This is a genomic window from Sediminicoccus sp. KRV36 (genome assembly GCF_023243115.1).
Taxonomy (GTDB): domain Bacteria; phylum Pseudomonadota; class Alphaproteobacteria; order Acetobacterales; family Acetobacteraceae; genus Roseococcus.
This window is the reverse complement of the sequence record NZ_CP085081.1, coordinates 3,089,793-3,107,275: the sequence shown is the minus strand read 5'-3', so window position 1 is coordinate 3,107,275 and position 17,483 is coordinate 3,089,793. Positions and strand designations below refer to the sequence as shown.

The following is a 17,483-nucleotide window of genomic DNA, read 5'->3' as shown; positions in this document are numbered from 1 at the left end:
TGGCGAAGCGTCAGCGCCAGGCGCGGCGAAGCCGCAGGAAGCCGAGATAGCCAAGCTCCAGTACCGGCGCCACGACGGGAAGTGCGGAGATGCGACCGAGCCAGGCCCAGCGCGGCAAGGCGCTCCAGAGGGCGGCGAAGGCGGCCGCGCCGCTCGCCATGCTGCCATCGGCACGCCGGACATGCATCCGCGCCAATGCGGCCTCGCGCGTCAGCCCGGGCGCCAGCGGGGCGTCGGGCAGGGAGACATCCACAAAGCACAGCGCCGCCGCCCCTTCGGCCCGCCGATAGGTCGCGATTTCGCGGGAGCAGACGGGGCAGCCGCCATCAAAATACACCTGGGTGCGCGGATCTTCGGCCATGACAGGCAGATGGTGGGCTTGCCGTATGGCGCAACCGGGCGATATGCCGCTCCATGCAAAGCTTCCCCGACTGGCTCATCGCCGAACTCCGCTCCGACCATGCGGGCGAGACGGGCGCCGTGATGATTTACCGCGGGATCCTGGCCTTCTGCCGGGATGCCACCCTGCGCGATTTCGCCCAGCGCCACATGGAGACGGAGCAAGGGCATCTGCGCCTGATCGAGGAGGTGCTGCCGAAGGCGCAGCATTCGCGCTTGTTGCCCATCTGGCGCGTGGCCGGCTGGATCACCGGCGCCGTGCCCGCGCTGTTCGGCCCGCGCGCCGTCTATGCGACGATTGATGCGGTGGAGACCTTCGTGGACCATCACTACCAGCAGCAGCTCGACCGGCTCGACGCCGAGCGCATCTTCCCGGACCTGCGCGACATGCTGGCCCGCTGCCAGGAGGAGGAGGTGCACCACCGCGATGAAGCACGGCAGATGCATGCCGGTGTGGTGGGCGCAGCGCTGCGCGGCTGGGGCCGGCTGGTCGGCTTCGGCAGCGAAGCCGCCGTCCATGCCGCCCGGCGCATCTGAAGGCGTTGCAGGTCCCTGACGGACAGAAGGTGGAGGAAACCCGTTTTCCTCCCGGGGTGGTCAAGGGGCGGCGCCCCTTGATCCCTTCCGCCTAGATCGTGTCCACGCTCACCGCCTACATCACCCTGGCCCTCTCCGCCTTCGTGGCCGCGACGATTTTTCCGCTCCAATCCGAGGCTGTCCTGGTCGGCCTCATGGTCACCGGCGATCATGCCGTCTGGGCGTTGGTTCTGGTGGCCAGCGTGGCGAATACCCTGGGTTCGGTGGTGAACTGGGCCCTGGGCCGGCTGATCCACCGCTACCGGGACCGGCGCTGGTTCCCGGCCTCGCCCGAGGCGCTGGCGCGGGCCGAGCGGTGGTACGGGCGCTGGGGCCATTGGTCCCTCATGCTGAGCTGGGCGCCCATCATCGGCGATCCGCTGACCATCGTGGCCGGCGTGCTGCGTGAGCCGCTTTGGCGCTTTGTGCTGCTGGTCGCCTTGGCCAAGACGGGTCGTTACGTGACCCTCGCGCTGATCACCCTTGGCCTCATGTGACGCGGTTGCCATTCGCTGATTCAGTGTCACATGATGTGGACATGCTCGAACGCGCCCCTGATCTCCGTCCCCACGCCATCGTGATTGGCTCCGGCTTTGGCGGCCTTGCTGCCGCCGTCAGGCTGGGGGTGCGCGGCTATCGCGTGACGGTGCTGGAGAAGCTCGATGGGCCAGGCGGGCGCGCCTATGTCTATCGGCAGGATGGCTACACCTTTGATGCGGGGCCGACCATCATCACGGCGCCCTATCTCCTGGAAGAACTCTGGGCACTCTGTGGCCGCAAGCTCTCGGATGATGTCGAGCTTCGGGCGATTGATCCCTTCTACAAGATCCGATTCGATGATGGCGAAACCTTCTCCTGCACGGCGGACCTGCCGGCGATGCGCGCCGAGGTGGCGCGGATTTCGCCCGGCGATGTGGAGGGCTTCGATCGCTTCATCCGGGACAGCGAGGCGATCTACAAGGTCGCCTTCGTGGAACTGGCCGACCAGCCCTTTCACCGCTTCACGACCATGCTGCGCGCCATTCCGAACATGCTGCGCCTGGGCGGCTATCTCACGGTGCACCAGAAGGTCGCCACCTATTTCAAGAATGAGAAGCTGCGCATCGCCTTCAGCTTCCATCCGCTGCTGATCGGCGGAAACCCGTTCACCACCACGGCCTATTACTGCCTGATCGCGCATCTGGAGCGGCTGCACCGGGTGCATTACGCGATGGGCGGCACGGGTGCCCTGGTGCGCGGCCTGGTCGGGCTGATCGAAGGTGTCGGTGGTGCGATGCGCTACAACACCGAGGTCTCCCAGATCACCGTCGAAGGCGGCCGCGCGACGGGCGTGCGGCTGGCCTCGGGCGAGCACCTCGAAGCGGGGGTCGTTGTCTCCAACGCCGATGTCGCCTGGACCTACAGCAAGCTGCTGTCGGAGACGCCGCGCAAGCGCTGGACCGACCGCAAGCTGGGCCGCGCGCGCTACTCCATGTCGCTGTTCGTCTGGTATTTCGGGACGAGCAAGCGCTTCGAGGATGTGTATCACCACACCATGGTGCTGGGGCCGCGTTACCGCGAATTGCTGAAGGACATCTTCACCACCAAGCGTCTGGCCAAGGATTTCAGCCTCTACCTGCACCGCCCTACAGCCAATGACCCGTCACTGGCGCCGCCCGGTTGCGATGCCTTCTATGTGCTGGCCCCGGTGCCGCATCTGGGCAGTGGCACGGATTGGCGCGAGCGCGCCGAACCCTATCGCGCCGCCATCCAGAAGCGGCTGGAGGAGACGGTGATGCCCGGGCTGGGCGATGTGATCGCCACGTCGCATATGCTCACGCCGCAGGACTTCCAGGACCGGCTTTCCTCGGTCAATGGCGCGGCGTTTTCCCTGGAGCCGCAACTCTTCCAGAGCGCCTGGTTCCGCCCGCACAACAAGAGCGAGGAGGTGGAAGGCCTGTATCTGGTGGGGGCGGGGACGCATCCGGGGGCAGGGGTGCCGGGGGTGATTTCCTCGGCCCAGGTGCTGGACGAGATCGTGCCCGATCCCGTCCCCTTGGCTTCTGCCCAGCTTCGTTAAGGTCAGCCGCGCCCCTCCCAGGGCATGAGCGAGGCCTTCACGGTCAGGAAGGGAACATTCGCCTCGGGCGTCACGCTGTCCATGAACAGCACGGCCTTGGCCACGTTCTGCACATCCATGGTGGCTTCCACCATCATCTCGCCATTGGGCTGCTTTACGCCCTTCTGCATGCGTGCCGTCATGTTCGTCGCGGCATTGCCGATATCCACCTGGCCCGCGGCGATGTTGTATTTCCGCCCGTCCAGGATCAGCGACTTGGTCAGCCCCGTGATGGCATGCTTGGTCGCCGTATAGGCCACGCTGTCTGGGCGGGGCGTATGGGCGCTGATCGAGCCGTTATTGATGATGCGGCCGCCCTGGGGCGTCTGCTCCTTCATCATGCGAAACGCCTGCTGCGCGCAAAGGAAGCTGCCGGTGAGGTTCACACTCACCATTTCCAGCCATTTTTCCACGGGCAGGTCTTCCAGCAGAAAGCCCTGCACGCCCATGCCCGCATTGTTGAACAGCAGGTCACACCGGCCCCACTTGGCCTTCACCGCCGCGAACAGCGCGTTCACGCTGTCGGGCGAGGCGACGTTGGTCGCCATGGGCAGCGCGTTTGCGCTGTTGGCGCCCGCCATCTGCGCCGTTTCGTCCAGTGCGTCCTGCCGGCGGGCGGCCAGCGCCACGCGATACCCCGCGGCCAGAAGGCCCAAACCGACGGCGCGCCCGATTCCCGTGCTGGCGCCCGTGACCACTGCAACCTTGTTCATCGCGTTTCTCCCGCATGCTGTGCCGCAAGATTGCGCCGGGCCGGCGATGCAAGCAATCTCACCCCATGGAGCTGACCTTCACCTGTGCCCCCGCCCATGCGGTGACAAACCCGCCCCGCCAGCGCGCGCCCGAGGGCAGCTGCGACAGCCATTTCCATATCTTCGGACCCTATGATCGCTTCCCCTTGAGTGCGACGCGCCCCTACACCCCGCCCCCCGCATTGATCGCCCATTACCTGGATATGGCGCGGACACTCGGCCTGACGCGGCGCGTGGTGGTGCAGGCCAGCGTCTACGGCACGGATAATGCCGTCACGATGGATGCCGTCGCGCAATTCGGCCATGACAATGCGCGCGCCATCGTGGTGGTGGATGACGCAGCGACCGGGGCGGAGCTGCGGCGCCTGGCCGATGCCGGAGCGGTGGGCGTGCGTTTCAACGCGGTCAGCGGCAATGGCACGCCGGTGGAGCAACTGGAATCCCTGGCCCGACGCGTCGCGGATCTCGGCTGGCATATCCAGCTCTACATGAAGGGCGATGTGCTGATGGCGCTCGCCCCGCGGCTTGCCACGCTGCCGGTGCCCCTGGTGCTGGACCATATGGCGGGGGTGAATGCGGCGCATGGGCCGGATGGCGCGGCGCTTTCGGCCGCCCTGCGATTGATCGAGGCGGGGCGCGCCCATGTGAAACTGTGTGGATATCGCGCGAGTGTGGCGCCCTATGCCGACCTCACGCCCATCGCGCGGCGCTTTGTGGCTGCCGCGCCGGAGCGCTGCGTCTGGGGCACGGATTGGCCGCACACGCAATTCCAGACGCCCGCACAGATGCTCGATGACGGGATGCTGCTGGATTGGCTCAGTGAATGGGTGCCGGATGCGGCAACCCGCCGCCGGATCCTGGTGGAGAATCCGGCGGCGCTTTACGGCTTCTGAGGCGGCGGGGCGGCCGCCCCGCCCCTACAGCCAGAAATTCGTGGATGCGAGGCTGGCGACGCCGGTGATCTGCACCTGGAAATCGGCGATGCCGTTGCCGTCCACATCGCCTTCCAGGATGCCCGCATCGAAGCGCAACTCACCGGCCAGGCCCGTGAGGGCGCCCGCACCGATGAAGGCGAAGGCTTCGTCGCCCAGCGTATTGGAGTCGGCGTCCATCAACTGGAGGTCCACCTTGTCGCCCTGGGCGACGGTGAAGTCGGTGATGACATCGCCATCGGCGTCGAACACATCGTCGAAGCGGAAGGTATCGGCATTCGCCCCGCCGGTCAGGCGATCCTTCCCGGCCCCGCCGATCAGCGTGTCATTGCCGTTGCCGCCATCCAGCACGTCATCGCCGCCGGCGCCATCCAGCAGGTCATTGCCGCCCTGGCCGAAGATGGCCTCGCCGAAGGCCGTGCCGGTCAGCGTATTGGCCGCGTTGCTGCCGACAATGGCCGCGGCATCCTCATTGAGGATGCTGCCGAGCGCCACGGCGGTTGCAATGGCCAGCCCCGGGGTCGCGGTGGAAATGACCACCGCGAAGCCCTCATTGGCCTCGGCCGAGGTATCGCCCTGGACGTTGATGGTGAGCAGCTTGCTGGTCTCGCCCGCGGCGAAATCCACCGTGCCGCCCGGCATGGCGCCGCCCACGAAATCCGTCCCGTTGGCCTTGCTCGGGCCATTGCCGACGACGCCGTAGGTGATGCTGTGCGCGACGGAGGTATCGCCATCGCGAGTCACGGTGAAGGTGAAGGGCGTGCTGCCCGCCTGGCCTTCGGACTTGGCGGCATCGGCGGCCGCTATGGCAAAGCGTGTCGGGTCGTCATTGCGCAGGACGCCCTGGGCGGTGCTGGTGCCCAGCACGGAGCCAACCGGGCTGGAGAGCGTCAGGGTGAAGCTCTCATCCGCTTCCCAGACTGTGTCGCCGGCGGCATTGACGTTGATGACCCTGGAGGTCTGGCCCGCGGCGAAGGAGACGATGCCGGAGGGCAGGACGCCGCCGACGAAATCCGCCGCATCCGTGGGGTTGAGGCCGGAGCCTGCGATGGCCCATGCGGCGCTGGAGGCACCGCTGACATCGCCTGTGCGCGTGACGGTGAAGGTCAGCAAGGTGCTGCCGGGCAGGCCCTCAGGCCGGTCCGCCAGGGTGGCGGCCACGCTGAGGGTGGCGGGCGGGGCCGCATCATCATTGCGGATGGTCGCGCTGGCCGTGGCGGTGCCGAGCGAGGCACCGGAGGGCGCTGAGAGGGTGACCGCGAAGGCCTCATTCACCTCGAAATCAGTATCTCCGGCGACATTGATGGTGATGGTCTGGGTGGTCTGGCCCGCGGCGAAGTTGACGGTGCCGCTGGGCAGCACGCCACCCACGAAATCATCCGCATTGGCCGTCCCGCTGACAGCATAGCTGGCAGATGCCGCACCGGTGGTATCGCCCAGGCGTGTCACGGTGAAGGTGAAGGCCGTGCTGCCGGCATCGCCTTCGTTGATCAGGCCGACGGGGCCGCTGATGTTCAGCAATGCATCATCATTCACGATCACGCGCGACGCGATGGCAGTGCCGAGCGAGGCACCAGCCGATGGGCTGGAGAGGGTCAGGCTGAACTGCTCGTTCAGCTCCAGGGTGGTGTCGCCCAGGACATCCACCGTGATGGTCTGGGTGGTTTGGCCGGCGGCGAAGCTCACCACGCCACTGGGCAGCACGCCGCCCAGGAAATCGGCGGCGGTGGCCGGCTGGCCGCTGCTTCCCGTCACAGCCCAATTCGCGCTGACGGCACTCGTCGTGTCACCGCTGCGGGTGACGGTGAAGGTGAAGGCCGTCGTGCCGGAATTGCCCTCGGCCAATGGTGCGCCGCCGGTGAGGGCGAGCAGCGCATCATCCGTGAGGATGCTGGCAAAAGCCGTGGAAGCGGCAATGGCCAGGCCGGGCGTTGCGGTGGAGATCTGCACGGCGAAGCCCTCATTGGCCTCGATCGCGGTATCGCCCTGGACGTTGATGGTGAGGGTCTTGCTGGTCTCGCCCACGGCGAAATCCACCGTGCCGGTCGGGAAGGCGCCGCCCACGAAATCCGCCGCATTGGCCTTGCTCGCGCCATTGGGAACGACGCCGTAGGTGATGCTGTGCGCGACGGAGGTATCGCCATCGCGCGTCACGGTGAAGGTGAAGGGCGTGCTGCCCGCCTGGCCTTCGGACTTGACGGCATCGGTGGCGGTGATGGCGAAGCGCGTCGGGTCGTCATTGCGCAGGATGCCCTGGGCGGTGCTGGTGCCGAGCACGGTTCCGACCGGGCTGGAAAGTGTCAGGGTGAAGCTCTCATCCGCTTCCCAGGCGGTATCGCCGGCGGCATTGACGTTGATGACCCTGGAGGTCTGGCCCGCGGCAAAGGAAACAATGCCGGAGGGTAGGACGCCGCCGACGAAATCCGCCGCATCGGTGGGGTTGAGGCCGGAGCCCGCGATGGCCCATGCGGCGCTGGAGGCGCCGCTGACATCGCCCGTGCGCGTGACGGTGAAGGTCAGCAAGGTGCTGCCGGGCGCGCCTTCGGCGCGGTCAGCGAGGGTGGCGGCGACGCTGAGGCTCGTGGGAATGACCACATCCTCATTGAGGATGCTGGCAAAAGCCGTGGAGGTGGCAATGGCCAGGCCGGGCGTTGCGGTGGAGATCTGCACGGCGAAGCCCTCATCGGCCTCAACCGTGGTATCGCCCTGGACGTTGATGGTGAGGGTCTTGCTGGTCTCGCCCACGGCGAAATCCACTGTGCCGCTCGGGAAGGCGCCGCCCACGAAATCCGCCGCATTGGCCTTGCTCGCGCCATTGGGAACGACGCCGTAGGTGATGCTGTGCGCGACGGAGGTATCGCCATCGCGTGTCACGGTGAAGGTGAAGGGCGTGCTGCCCGCCTGGCCTTCGGACTTGACGGCATCGGTGGCGGTGATGGCGAAGCGCGTCGGGTCGTCATTGCGCAGGATGCCCTGGGCGGTGCTGGTGCCGAGCACGGTTCCGACCGGGCTGGAAAGTGTCAGGGTGAAGCTCTCATCCGCTTCCCAGGCGGTATCGCCGGCGGCATTGACGTTGATGACCCTGGAGGTCTGGCCCGCGGCAAAGGAAACAATGCCGGAGGGTAGGACGCCGCCGACGAAATCCGCCGCATCGGTGGGGTTGAGGCCGGAGCCCGCGATGGCCCATGCGGCGCTGGAGGCGCCGCTGACATCGCCCGTGCGCGTGACGGTGAAGGTCAGCAAGGTGCTGCCGGGCTGGCCTTCCGGCCGGTCCGCCAGGGTGGCGGCCACGCTGAGGGTGGTGGGGACGAACGAATCATCATTGAGGATGGTCGCATCGGCCGTGGCGGTGCCAAGAGACGCACCGGAGGGCGCCGAGAGGGAGAGGGTAAAGACCTCATCCGGCTCGATGATGCCGTCCCCCGCCACATTGATGGTGATGGTCTGAGTCGCATCGCCGGCGGCAAAGAGAACGGTGCCGAAGGGCAGAACCCCGCCCACGAAATCCGCCGCATTCGCCGCCCCGGTGACCGCGTAGCTGGCCGAGGCCGCACCACTGAGATCGCCCGTCCGGGTGACGGTGAAGGTGAAGGCGGTGCTGCCGGCATTGCCCTCATCGATGGGGCTTCCCGGGCCGCTGAGGCTCAGGATCGCGTCATCATTGCGGATCGTGCCATCGGCGGAGGCGGTGCCGAGCGTGGCGCCGGTGGGGGCCGAGAGCGTGACGGCAAAGCCCTCGTTCAGTTCCACTCCGATGTCGCCCGTCACGAGGATCGTGATGGTCTGGCTTGCCTCACCGGCCGCGAAGGCGACCGTACCGGAGGGCAGCACGCCACCCTGGAAATCAGCCGCATTGGCGCCGGTCCCGGTCACCGCCCAGGTTGCGCTGGACGTGCCCGTGATGTCACCGGTGCGGGTCACGGTGAAGGTGAAGGGGGTGGTGCCGGCATTGCCCTCGGCCTTGTCGGCCGAAAGGGGAGCGAGGGAGAGCGTGGTCCCCGTGAAGCCGCTGGCCAGGAAATCGCCATCGCTGAAGCGCAGGGTTTCGACATCGGCGTTGACCGTATCCGTGCCGTCGCGCGCCGCGGTGTTGTCCACCACGGTCACCACCCCGGTGCCGGGATCGCGCGTCACGGTGTAGCCGGCACGTGCGCCCGTGAAGACGGCGATATCGGTGCCGGTGCCGCCGATGATCAGATCATTGCCGCCAGCGCCGGTGAAGGTGTCGTTGCCGATGCCGCCATCGAGCGTGTCATTGCCATTGCCGCCGGTCAGGCTGTCACCGAGGCCCGAGCCGATGACGTATTCGAAGTTCGAGAAGCTGTCCGTGCCGCCCTCGCCGTCATTGGCGATGCCGGTGGCCATGTTCACCGTGACGCCACTGGTCGCCTGCGAATAATCCAGCAGGTCGCTCGTGCCGCCGGCGCCATCCATCGTGTCATTGCCGCCGCGCCCGGCGATGCGGTCGCTGAAGCCAGAGCCCGTGATGCTGTCGGCGTTCAGGCTGCCGCGCACGGCCCGCATGTTCACCAGCGTATCGGTGCCGCCCTGGCCATCATTGGCCGTGCCCGTCCCCAGATTGACCGTCACGGCCTGGCCTGCGCCGTTGATGAGGTAATCCGCGAAGACGGTGTTGCTGCCGGGCCCGGTGATGGTGTCGTTGCCGCCACCGCCCGCGATCCGCGCAAAGCTGCCCACGATCGGCGCTGTCACGGTGATGGTGTCGCCCAGGGCGCTGCCCAGGATACGCTCGATGCTGACCAGCGTGTCGGTCCCGGCCGAGGCGGAGACGGCGGTGCCGTTGCCCGAGGCATCCAGCGTGACGGTCACGGCCTGGCCGAGTGCCGCGAAATTAGCACGGTCCGAGCCGGCATTGCCGGTCAGCGAGTCGTTGCCGGGGCCGCCCACCAGTTCATCGTCGTCATTGCCGCCGAACAGGCTGTCATTGCCTTCATTGCCGAACAGCGCGTCCATGCCGTCGCCGCCCTCGATGACGTCATCGCCGCCCGCACCGGTCAGGCTGTCATTGCCGGCAAAGCCGCGAATGATGTCATTATTGGACGTGCCGGCGATCGTATCGGCGTTTGCCGTGCCCTCCAGCGGTTCATCATTGCGGATGACGCCATTGGCGGCCGCCGTCAGCAGCACGCCGCCCGTGGGTGCGGAGAGCGTGACCGTGAAGCCCTCATCCGGCTCCGAGGTCACATCGCCGGCCACCTGCACGGTGATGGTCTTGCTCATCTCGTTGAAGGCGAAGTTGACCGTGCCGGAGGGCAGGGCCCCGCCCGCAAAATCATTGGCATCGGCCGGGTTGGCGCCGCTGCCGGTCACCGCCCAGGCCACCGAGGAATTGCCGCTGCGGTCGCCCGAGCGGGTCACGGTGAAGGTGTAGTCCGTCAGGCCGGCCTGGCCCTCCACCTTGTCGGCGGAGAGGGCAGCGACGGAAAGGCCGGTATCATCCGTGATGATCGTGCCCTGGTTCGTCGCGGTGCCGAGCGTGGCCCCACCCGTCGGGTTGCTGAGGGTGACGAAGAAGACCTCGGTTTCTTCCACCAGCGTATCGCCGGCGACCTGCACGGCGATGGTGCCGGCCGTCTGGCCGATGGCGAAGGTGACGGTGCCGCTGGGCAGCACGCCGCCGACGAAATCCGCACCGGTGATGCCGCCACCCATGCCCGCGCTGACCACCCAATCGGCGGTCACGGCGGCCGAGGTATCGCCACCACGAATGACGCCGAAATTCAGCGTCGTGCTGCCGGCATTGCCTTCAATTCCGGCCACGAAGTTCGACGCCATCGCGATGACGGGGGCCGGCGGGGCTGGGTCGTCATTGAGGATCGTGGCGTTGAACGCGGCGGTGCCGAGCGTGGCGCCGGCCGAGGGGGCGGAGAGCGTGGCGGTGAAGATCTCATCCGCCTCGAAGGTCGTGTCGCCCGCCACATTGATGGTGATGGTCTGGCTGGCCTGGTTGGCGGCGAAGTTGACGGTGCCGCTGGGCAGCACGCCACCCACGAAATCCGCCCCGTTGGCCGCCCCCGTGACGGCATAGTTGACCGATGCCGCGCCGGTGAGGTCGCCCACGCGGGTGACCGTGAAGCTGAAGGCGGTGCTGCCGGCATCGCCCTCGCTGATCGGACCCACAGGGCCGCTGATGTTCAGCAGCGCGTCATCATTGACGATGATGCGCGAGGCAGTGGCGTTGCCGAGCGAAGCGCCGGGGGAGGGGGCCGAAAGGGTCAGGAGCATCCCGTCATTCGACTCGACCGCGGTATCCCCCGCGACATTGACGGTGACGATCTGGCTCGTTTCACCCCCAGCGAAGCTGACCGTGCCGGAGGGCAGGACGCCGCCCACGAAATCCGCCCCATCAACGGGGGAGGCGCCGGTGCCCGAAATGGTCCATGTGGCGCTCGAGGTTCCCGAAACATCGCCCGAGCGTGCAACGGTGAAGGTCACCGGCGTGGTGCCGGCATTGCCCTCGGTGACGGTGCCACCGCCGCTGGTGGAGAGCAGCGCGTCATCATTCCGGATGGTGCCCCCCGCGCTTGCGGTGCCGAGCGTGGCGCCCGTGGGAGAGTTCAAGGAGACCGTGAAGCCCTCATCCGCTTCGACGACGCTGTCCGTGAGGACATTGACCGTGACGAGCTTGCTTGTCTCGCCGGCGGCGAAGTCCACCGTGCCGGAGGGCAGGACCCCGCCCGCGAAATCGGCCGCGGTGGCGCCCGCGCCCGTGACGGCCCAGGCGACACTGGACGGAGCTGTGGTGTCGCCCGTGCGGGTGACGGTGAAGGTGAAGGGCACCGAGCCGGCATGGCCCTCGGCCTTGTCGGCGGAGAGGGCGGCGATGCTGAGCACTGGCGGGGGCGCGCCGGAGAAACTGGTGGCCAGGTAATCAGCATCGCTGAAGCGCAGGGTCTCGACGCTGCTGCGAACCAGATCGGTACCATCACCGGAGACGAGGGTGTCGAGCACCGTCAGATCGCCGGTCACACCATCACGCGTGATAGTGTAGCGAGCGCGCGCGCCGGAGAAGACGGCCGTGTCATTGCCGACATCGCCAGTCAGGATATCATTGCCGCCGCGGCCTTCCAGAAGGTCATCACCGCCATAGCCGTTCAGGCTGTTGGCATTGGCATCGCCTCGCAGCGTGTCATTCGCGGTGGTGCTGCCGACGGCGTTCTCGATGCCGCTCAGGCTATCCACGCCACCCAGACCGTCCTGGACAACGCCCGAGGCCAGATCGAGAATGACACTGCTGGTGGAACTGCGATAACTGACGACATCCAGGCCAAGTCCGCCCTCGATGGTGTCGCTGCCAGCCTCGCCACGGAACCAGTTGTCGCTGTCATTGCCGACCAGGCTGTCATTGAAGGCGCTGCCACGGGCGGCACCGATGTTGAACAGCGTGTCCGTGTTGCCCCAGCCATCCGTGGCCGTCTGGGTGACGAGGTTCACGGTGACGCCAAAGCCGTCGGCATTGCTGTCGGGGTCGGTGAGATACTCGGCGGTGATGTAGCGCGCATCGGCCAGGACGCCGCGCAGGCTATCGGCACCATTGCCGCCGCGCAGATAGGTCTGCTGCGACTCGCCGAACTGGCCGGTCCAATCAACGCGTGCGCCGGTCAGATCGTCGTTGAAATTGGTGCCCACCAATTGCTCGATGTCATTGGCGCCGCCTGCAAAGACCTCGGCGTTGCCGTAGCCATCATTGGCAATCGTGAGCGTAATGAGGTTGGCGACCACACCCTGCGTGGGCTGAACGTCGCTGCTGTTGTAAGGTGTGAAAAATACGACGTCGAATCCCGCGCCGCCTGTGTAGCTGTCCACGCCCGCTCCGCCCGAGAGCGTGTCATCGCCTGCGCCACCAACCAGCACGTCATTACCCGACATGCCATAGAGGCGATCCGCGCGATCCGTGCCGATGATGGTGTCGTTGAAGTTAGAGCCGAGCACGGCCTGGATCTTGTCGAAACTATCCGTGCCGCCATAGCCATCCTTGCCGGTGCCGGCTGCGACATTCACGCCACCCAGTACCGTATCCGTGCCGGAGAGATTGATTCGGATGGCGCCCGGATCACCGCGATAGTCGGCGAAGACGCGCGTATCATTTTGCGGTGCGCGCAAGGTGTCGTTGCCGCCCAGGCCGCGGAGTTGCGTGTCGGACCCGCCGCCTGACGTCGTGGTGTCGGTGATGATCTTCCCGGTCAGGTCATCGGCAAAACCCGTGCCGGTCAGCGCCTCGATGCTGATCAGCGTGTCGGTGCCGCCCCAGGAATCCGTTGCAGTGCCGGTGGTCAGGTTGGCGATGATGCCGGCGGGTAAGCCCTGGTTCGAGTTGAAACCATAATCCGCGGTATCGAAGCCGCCTCGACCGTCGAGCGTGTCATTACCGACATCTCCGGCAAGGGTGTTGTTCTGTGCATTGCCGGAGACGCTGTCATTGCCGCCGCTGCCGGCGGCGTTCTCGATCGAGGTCAGGCTGTCCGTGCCGCCACCCGACTTCACTGCTGTGCCAAGGACAAGGTCAATGGTGATCGCGCTGTTGACCCCGTAGCGATAGATATCCGTACCAGCGCCCCCGTTGACGATCTTGTTGCCGCCAGCCGAGGAGATATAGAAAGTGTCGTCTGCCCCCCCACCGGTCAGGGTGTCGTCAAAGCCGTTGGAGGCAGTGACGCGGGCCACGTTGATCAGCGTATCCTGGCTGTCGAAGCCATCCTGGCTGACGACGCCTGTGCCGAGGTTGACGTTCACCGCCTTGGTTGCGTCAAAGTAGTCAGCGACGGTCAGTCGGGTGTTGTTGCCGGTGATCGTGTCGTTGCCGGCGCTGCCGCGGAAGACCACTGTGAACGAAGCACTGGTCGAGACTGCGGAGCCGTTGAAGCTGTCGTTGCCGGCGGTGCCGTTGATCTGGTTGATGTTGACGAAGTTATCGACGCCGCCGGCCGACTTCGTGACCGTCCCCACGCCTCTGGTGTCGCCCGTGAATACGGCGCTGATGCTGCCCGAAAGCGTGGAGTAACTGATGGTGTTGCGGGTTCCCGATTCGCTGCCATCGACTGAATCGTTGCCGGTCCCGGTGCGGAAGAAATCGCTCCCTGTGCCGCCGATCAGGGTGTCGTTGCCGTCGCCGCCGATCAGGGTATCGTTGCCGTCACCGCCTTCGATCCTGTCGTCGCCGGCACCGCCATCAACGGAGTCGTTCCCGCCGCCAGCTTGAATCGTCTCGTTCCCGCTGCCAGGCTGGCCACCTGTGACCCCGGCACTGACGCCAGCGGGTGTGATCGTATCGTTCCCGTTGGTGCCCAGGATTCCTGTCTGCACGCCATCGAAGATGGTGCCGAGGATGCTGGTGAAGGAGCCAAGTGTCGCGTTGCCGGAGGGGCTGCTGAGCTGAATATTGACCGTCTCATTGGCCTCGACGATCGCGTCGCCGGCGATGTTCACCGTGATGAGCTTCGACGTCTCGCCGATGCCAAAATTCAAGGTGCCGGAGGGGAGCACGCCCCCCACGAAATCAGCGGCCGTGGCGGTGCCGAAGGCGGTGGCGGCCCAATTCACGGAGGCGGCGACGCTGGCATCCCCGTTGCGCTGGACGGTGAAGCTCATCGGCGTGCTGGCGCCGACAGCGCCCTCGAAGACCGAGGGGTTCGGCTGCCCGGCAAACACGATCACCACGCCGTCATCATTGGTGATGTTGTAGGAGACGGAATTGCCAATCGCCGCCCCGGATGACGGGTTGGTCAGGTTGACAATAAAGGTTTCGTTCTGCTCGAAAACCGTATCACCGGCGAAGTTCACCGTGATGATCTTGCTGGTTTCGCCGATGCCGAAGGTCACTGTGCCTGAGGGAAAGACCCCACCGGCGAAGTCCGCGGCGTTGGGCACATTCGCGCCGGGGAACGGGGCTGGCGCCACAGCCCAGTTCGCCGTGGCTTCGATCGTCAGGTCACCCGAGCGCGTGATGGTGATGTTGAACGGCGTATTGCCGGAATTCCCCTCATTGGCGTTGAAGCCGGAGGTGTTGGTGGTGGCGAGGATCGCGCCATCATCATTGTTGATGTTGCCAAAGCTGGTCGTGATCGTGCCGAGCTGGGCGCCCGGACCGGCGCTGGTCAGGCTGACGCCGAAGCCTTCATTCGGCTCCAACACCGCATCGGCCGCCACGCTGAAGGTGATCATCGCCTGCGTCACGCCGGTCGGGAAAAGCACCGTGCCGGAGGGCAGGACGCCACCCACGAAATCCGCCGCATTCGCCGAACCGGAATTCACCGCCCAGTTGGCAAAGACCGAGGTGGCCGTATCTCCGCTGCGCAGGACTGTGATGTTCACCGGCGTGGAGAATAGAGTTCCCTCCGTGACGCTTGCGGAAATCGGATTGGAGAACTGCATCGAGATGATGGCAGGGTTGCCGTCATCATTCACGACAGTGCCGGTCATGAGATTGCCAGCACCGACGGTGGCATTGGCGGAAGCTGAGGTCAGACCCAGGCGAACCGTCTCATTCGGCTCCACCGCCGTATCGCCCGCGATGTTCAGCGTGATGCTGGCCGTGGTCTGGCCAGCGGCGAAATCCACTGTGCCGCTGGGTATGGTGCCGCCCAAGAAATCCGCGGCATTGACCGGATTGGGGTCGGGGAAGGCATTGGGGTTGATCGCCCAATTGACCGAGACGGCCTGCGACGTGTCGCCGCTGCGCACCAGGTTGAACACCATCGGGCTGCTGCCGATGTTTCCCTCATTCAGGGCGGGCGCGACCTGAGGAGCGAAGGCAATCACCGCGCCATCATCATTCATGATGACATGGCCGACTCCGCCGCTGCTGACCACCGTGCCGGCCGACGGGTTCGACAGAACGACCATGAACCCGTCATTCTGCTCGAAGGAAGTGTCGCCCGCGATATTCACGGTCAAGGTCGTGGTGGTCTGGTTCGGATCAAAGCTGACGGTCCCGCCAGGCAGCACGCCGCCGACGAAGTCGGATGCATCGGCCAGCGTGGTCGCGCCAAAGGAGAGGAAACCTGCCACCGACCAGGTTGCCGTCGCGGCGATGGACAGGTCGCCGGAGCGGGTAACGGTGAAAGTGGTGCCCGTCGTGCCGGCATTGCCCTCTGGCGTGTAGTATAAGCCGGCTGGGCTGACCGAAATGCGCGCGCCGTCATCGCCGGTGATCGAGCCAATGGCGCTGTTGAGGCCGATCGTGGCACCACCCGTGGGCGCCGTGAGAAGGAAGGAGAACCCCTCATCCGGCTCCGCATCTGTATCACCCTGGACAAGGATGGGCACGACCTTGCTGATCTCCCCCGGCGCGAAGGACAGCAATGCAGTCGGCAGCACACCGCCCACGAAATCCGCGGCGGTCACGGTGTTGCCGCTGAAGAACGGCAGGACCGTGTAGGTGACGGTGGCCAGGCCCGTCGTGTCCCCGGTTCGCGTCACTGTGAAGTTCAAGGCTGTCCCGCCCGCATTACCCTCCGCCACGGAGACGAAGCTGCTGCTGTTGATGGTGCTGGACATGGATGAGCTTCCTTGCGCGAGTCCCTGGCCCATGCGTTTCACGACGAACGCCCAGGGCGAGGTCGAGCATGGTTAACCAAACATGAATAGCAGAGCACAGATACATGCATGACGGAAGCGCCTACTCCCAGATTTTTATCCGGGAGGCGCCTGGCCGGGACGAGGGTCATGGGATGAGGGAGGTGCGCTGCGCGAATGCCCCAGGCGAGGGGGAAGCATGCTGGCGACTGAACCGCGTTCCGGCGACGGCGACGGCTCCCAAAAAGGAAGCTGACCGCCACGCGCGGCGATTTCACGCTCGGCGCAGACGCTGACGGAGCGCATGAAACCAGGGAAGGGGTGGTTTAGGCCGCGTCCGGCTGAAGCGCGCGCCTCGCCCCTCTAACCCGCGAAGCTTGCCACACCGCGCCGCGCGCGGAACTGCATCGCCACTTTGCGCTGATGATACACGATCAGCGAAATCCCGGTGACGAGGGGGATGGACCACAGGCCCGGATGCAGCGCCAGCTCCGGGAAGACGCGGACGGAGCCAAAGGCGAAAAAGGCCGTGTAGACCGAGATTCCGGCACCAACCAGCGCCTTGATGTGCTCATCCAGCCAATCTTTCGGACCGCGCTTGGGCTTGAACAGAAAGCGCAGATTCGTGCCCGCCGTGGCCAGGCCCACCACCGTCAGCCCGATCATCAGGAACTGCCCGATCAGCCAGCCCTGGATCGCCGAATTCACCGCTGCCACGATCAGGATGAATTGCAACGCCACGTTCAACGGCGTGAGGTTGCGCGCATGCTCGCGCCGGTTTTGCACGCAGAGCCAGCCATACCAGGCGAGGTTGATGGTCAGGATGCCCATATGCAGCATCAGCCAGCCGAAAATCCCGCGGATGAAGGGGGCCTCGAACATGCCTACCAGATGCGGATGCGTGCCCATCGGGTCGAGGATGGTCAGCACGCTCATGCAGATGGCGAAGCTGCCGGTGAACAGCATGCAGATGGTGAAGATCTTGCCCCAGCGCTTGTGATTCACGCCGCCCTTGCGGCCGATGACCGGCACCCAGAAAGCGACGGCGCCCGTGCTGCCGGTGATGATGTGCAGCGCGACCAGTGCGTGAAAGACATGCAGTTCCATGGGGGGACGACCTCACCTCTTGCAGTGACAATGCGGCTTGACATGCGGGCTTGTAAAGCAGGAACGTCCGTTGGGTCGCGCGGG

Annotated in this window: 8 protein-coding genes; 4 read left to right on the top strand and 4 right to left on the bottom strand. The window is 65.9% G+C overall.

What is annotated here, in order from left to right; translation table 11 throughout:
* Window positions 1-10: 10 nt before the first annotated feature.
* Window positions 11-361: a DUF393 domain-containing protein gene (locus LHU95_RS14575; RefSeq protein ID WP_248707680.1), complete on the bottom strand. Its 351-nt coding sequence runs from the start codon at window positions 359-361 to the stop codon at window positions 11-13.
* Window positions 362-414: 53 nt separating this feature from the next.
* Here LHU95_RS14575 and LHU95_RS14570 point away from each other — a divergent pair, with 53 nt between their 5' ends.
* The 3 genes from LHU95_RS14570 to LHU95_RS14560 all read left to right on the top strand — a co-directional run bounded on the left by LHU95_RS14570 (window position 415) and on the right by LHU95_RS14560 (window position 3,034).
* The gene (locus tag LHU95_RS14570) at window positions 415-936 is read left to right on the top strand and encodes a demethoxyubiquinone hydroxylase family protein (protein ID WP_248707679.1); all 522 of its coding nucleotides are present in this window, start codon (window positions 415-417) and stop codon (window positions 934-936) included.
* 98 nt (window positions 937-1,034) lie between these two features.
* Window positions 1,035-1,472 carry a YqaA family protein gene (locus LHU95_RS14565; RefSeq protein ID WP_248707678.1) on the top strand — a complete coding sequence of 146 codons (438 nt, stop codon included), beginning with the start codon at window positions 1,035-1,037 and terminating at the stop codon, window positions 1,470-1,472.
* Between the two features lie 41 nt (window positions 1,473-1,513).
* Window positions 1,514-3,034 carry a phytoene desaturase gene (locus LHU95_RS14560; protein ID WP_248707677.1) on the top strand — a complete coding sequence of 507 codons (1,521 nt, stop codon included), beginning with the start codon at window positions 1,514-1,516 and terminating at the stop codon, window positions 3,032-3,034.
* Window positions 3,035-3,036: 2 nt separating this feature from the next.
* Here the strand turns inward: LHU95_RS14560 and LHU95_RS14555 are convergent, their stop codons facing one another.
* A complete protein-coding gene (locus tag LHU95_RS14555) occupies window positions 3,037-3,786 on the bottom strand; it encodes an SDR family oxidoreductase (protein ID WP_248707676.1) in 750 nt (249 codons plus the stop codon).
* Between the two features lie 65 nt (window positions 3,787-3,851).
* Between LHU95_RS14555 and LHU95_RS14550 the strand changes: the two genes are divergently transcribed.
* Window positions 3,852-4,718: an amidohydrolase family protein gene (locus LHU95_RS14550; RefSeq protein ID WP_248707675.1), complete on the top strand. Its 867-nt coding sequence runs from the start codon at window positions 3,852-3,854 to the stop codon at window positions 4,716-4,718.
* 24 nt (window positions 4,719-4,742) lie between these two features.
* Here the strand turns inward: LHU95_RS14550 and LHU95_RS14545 are convergent, their stop codons facing one another.
* Both LHU95_RS14545 and LHU95_RS14540 read right to left on the bottom strand, forming a co-directional pair.
* Window positions 4,743-16,274 (bottom strand): Calx-beta domain-containing protein, encoded by an 11,532-nt coding sequence (locus tag LHU95_RS14545; RefSeq protein WP_248707674.1) that lies wholly within the window; start codon window positions 16,272-16,274, stop codon window positions 4,743-4,745.
* 381 nt (window positions 16,275-16,655) lie between these two features.
* Window positions 16,656-17,399 (bottom strand): hypothetical protein, encoded by a 744-nt coding sequence (locus tag LHU95_RS14540; RefSeq protein ID WP_248707673.1) that lies wholly within the window; start codon window positions 17,397-17,399, stop codon window positions 16,656-16,658.
* Window positions 17,400-17,483: the final 84 nt, after the last annotated feature.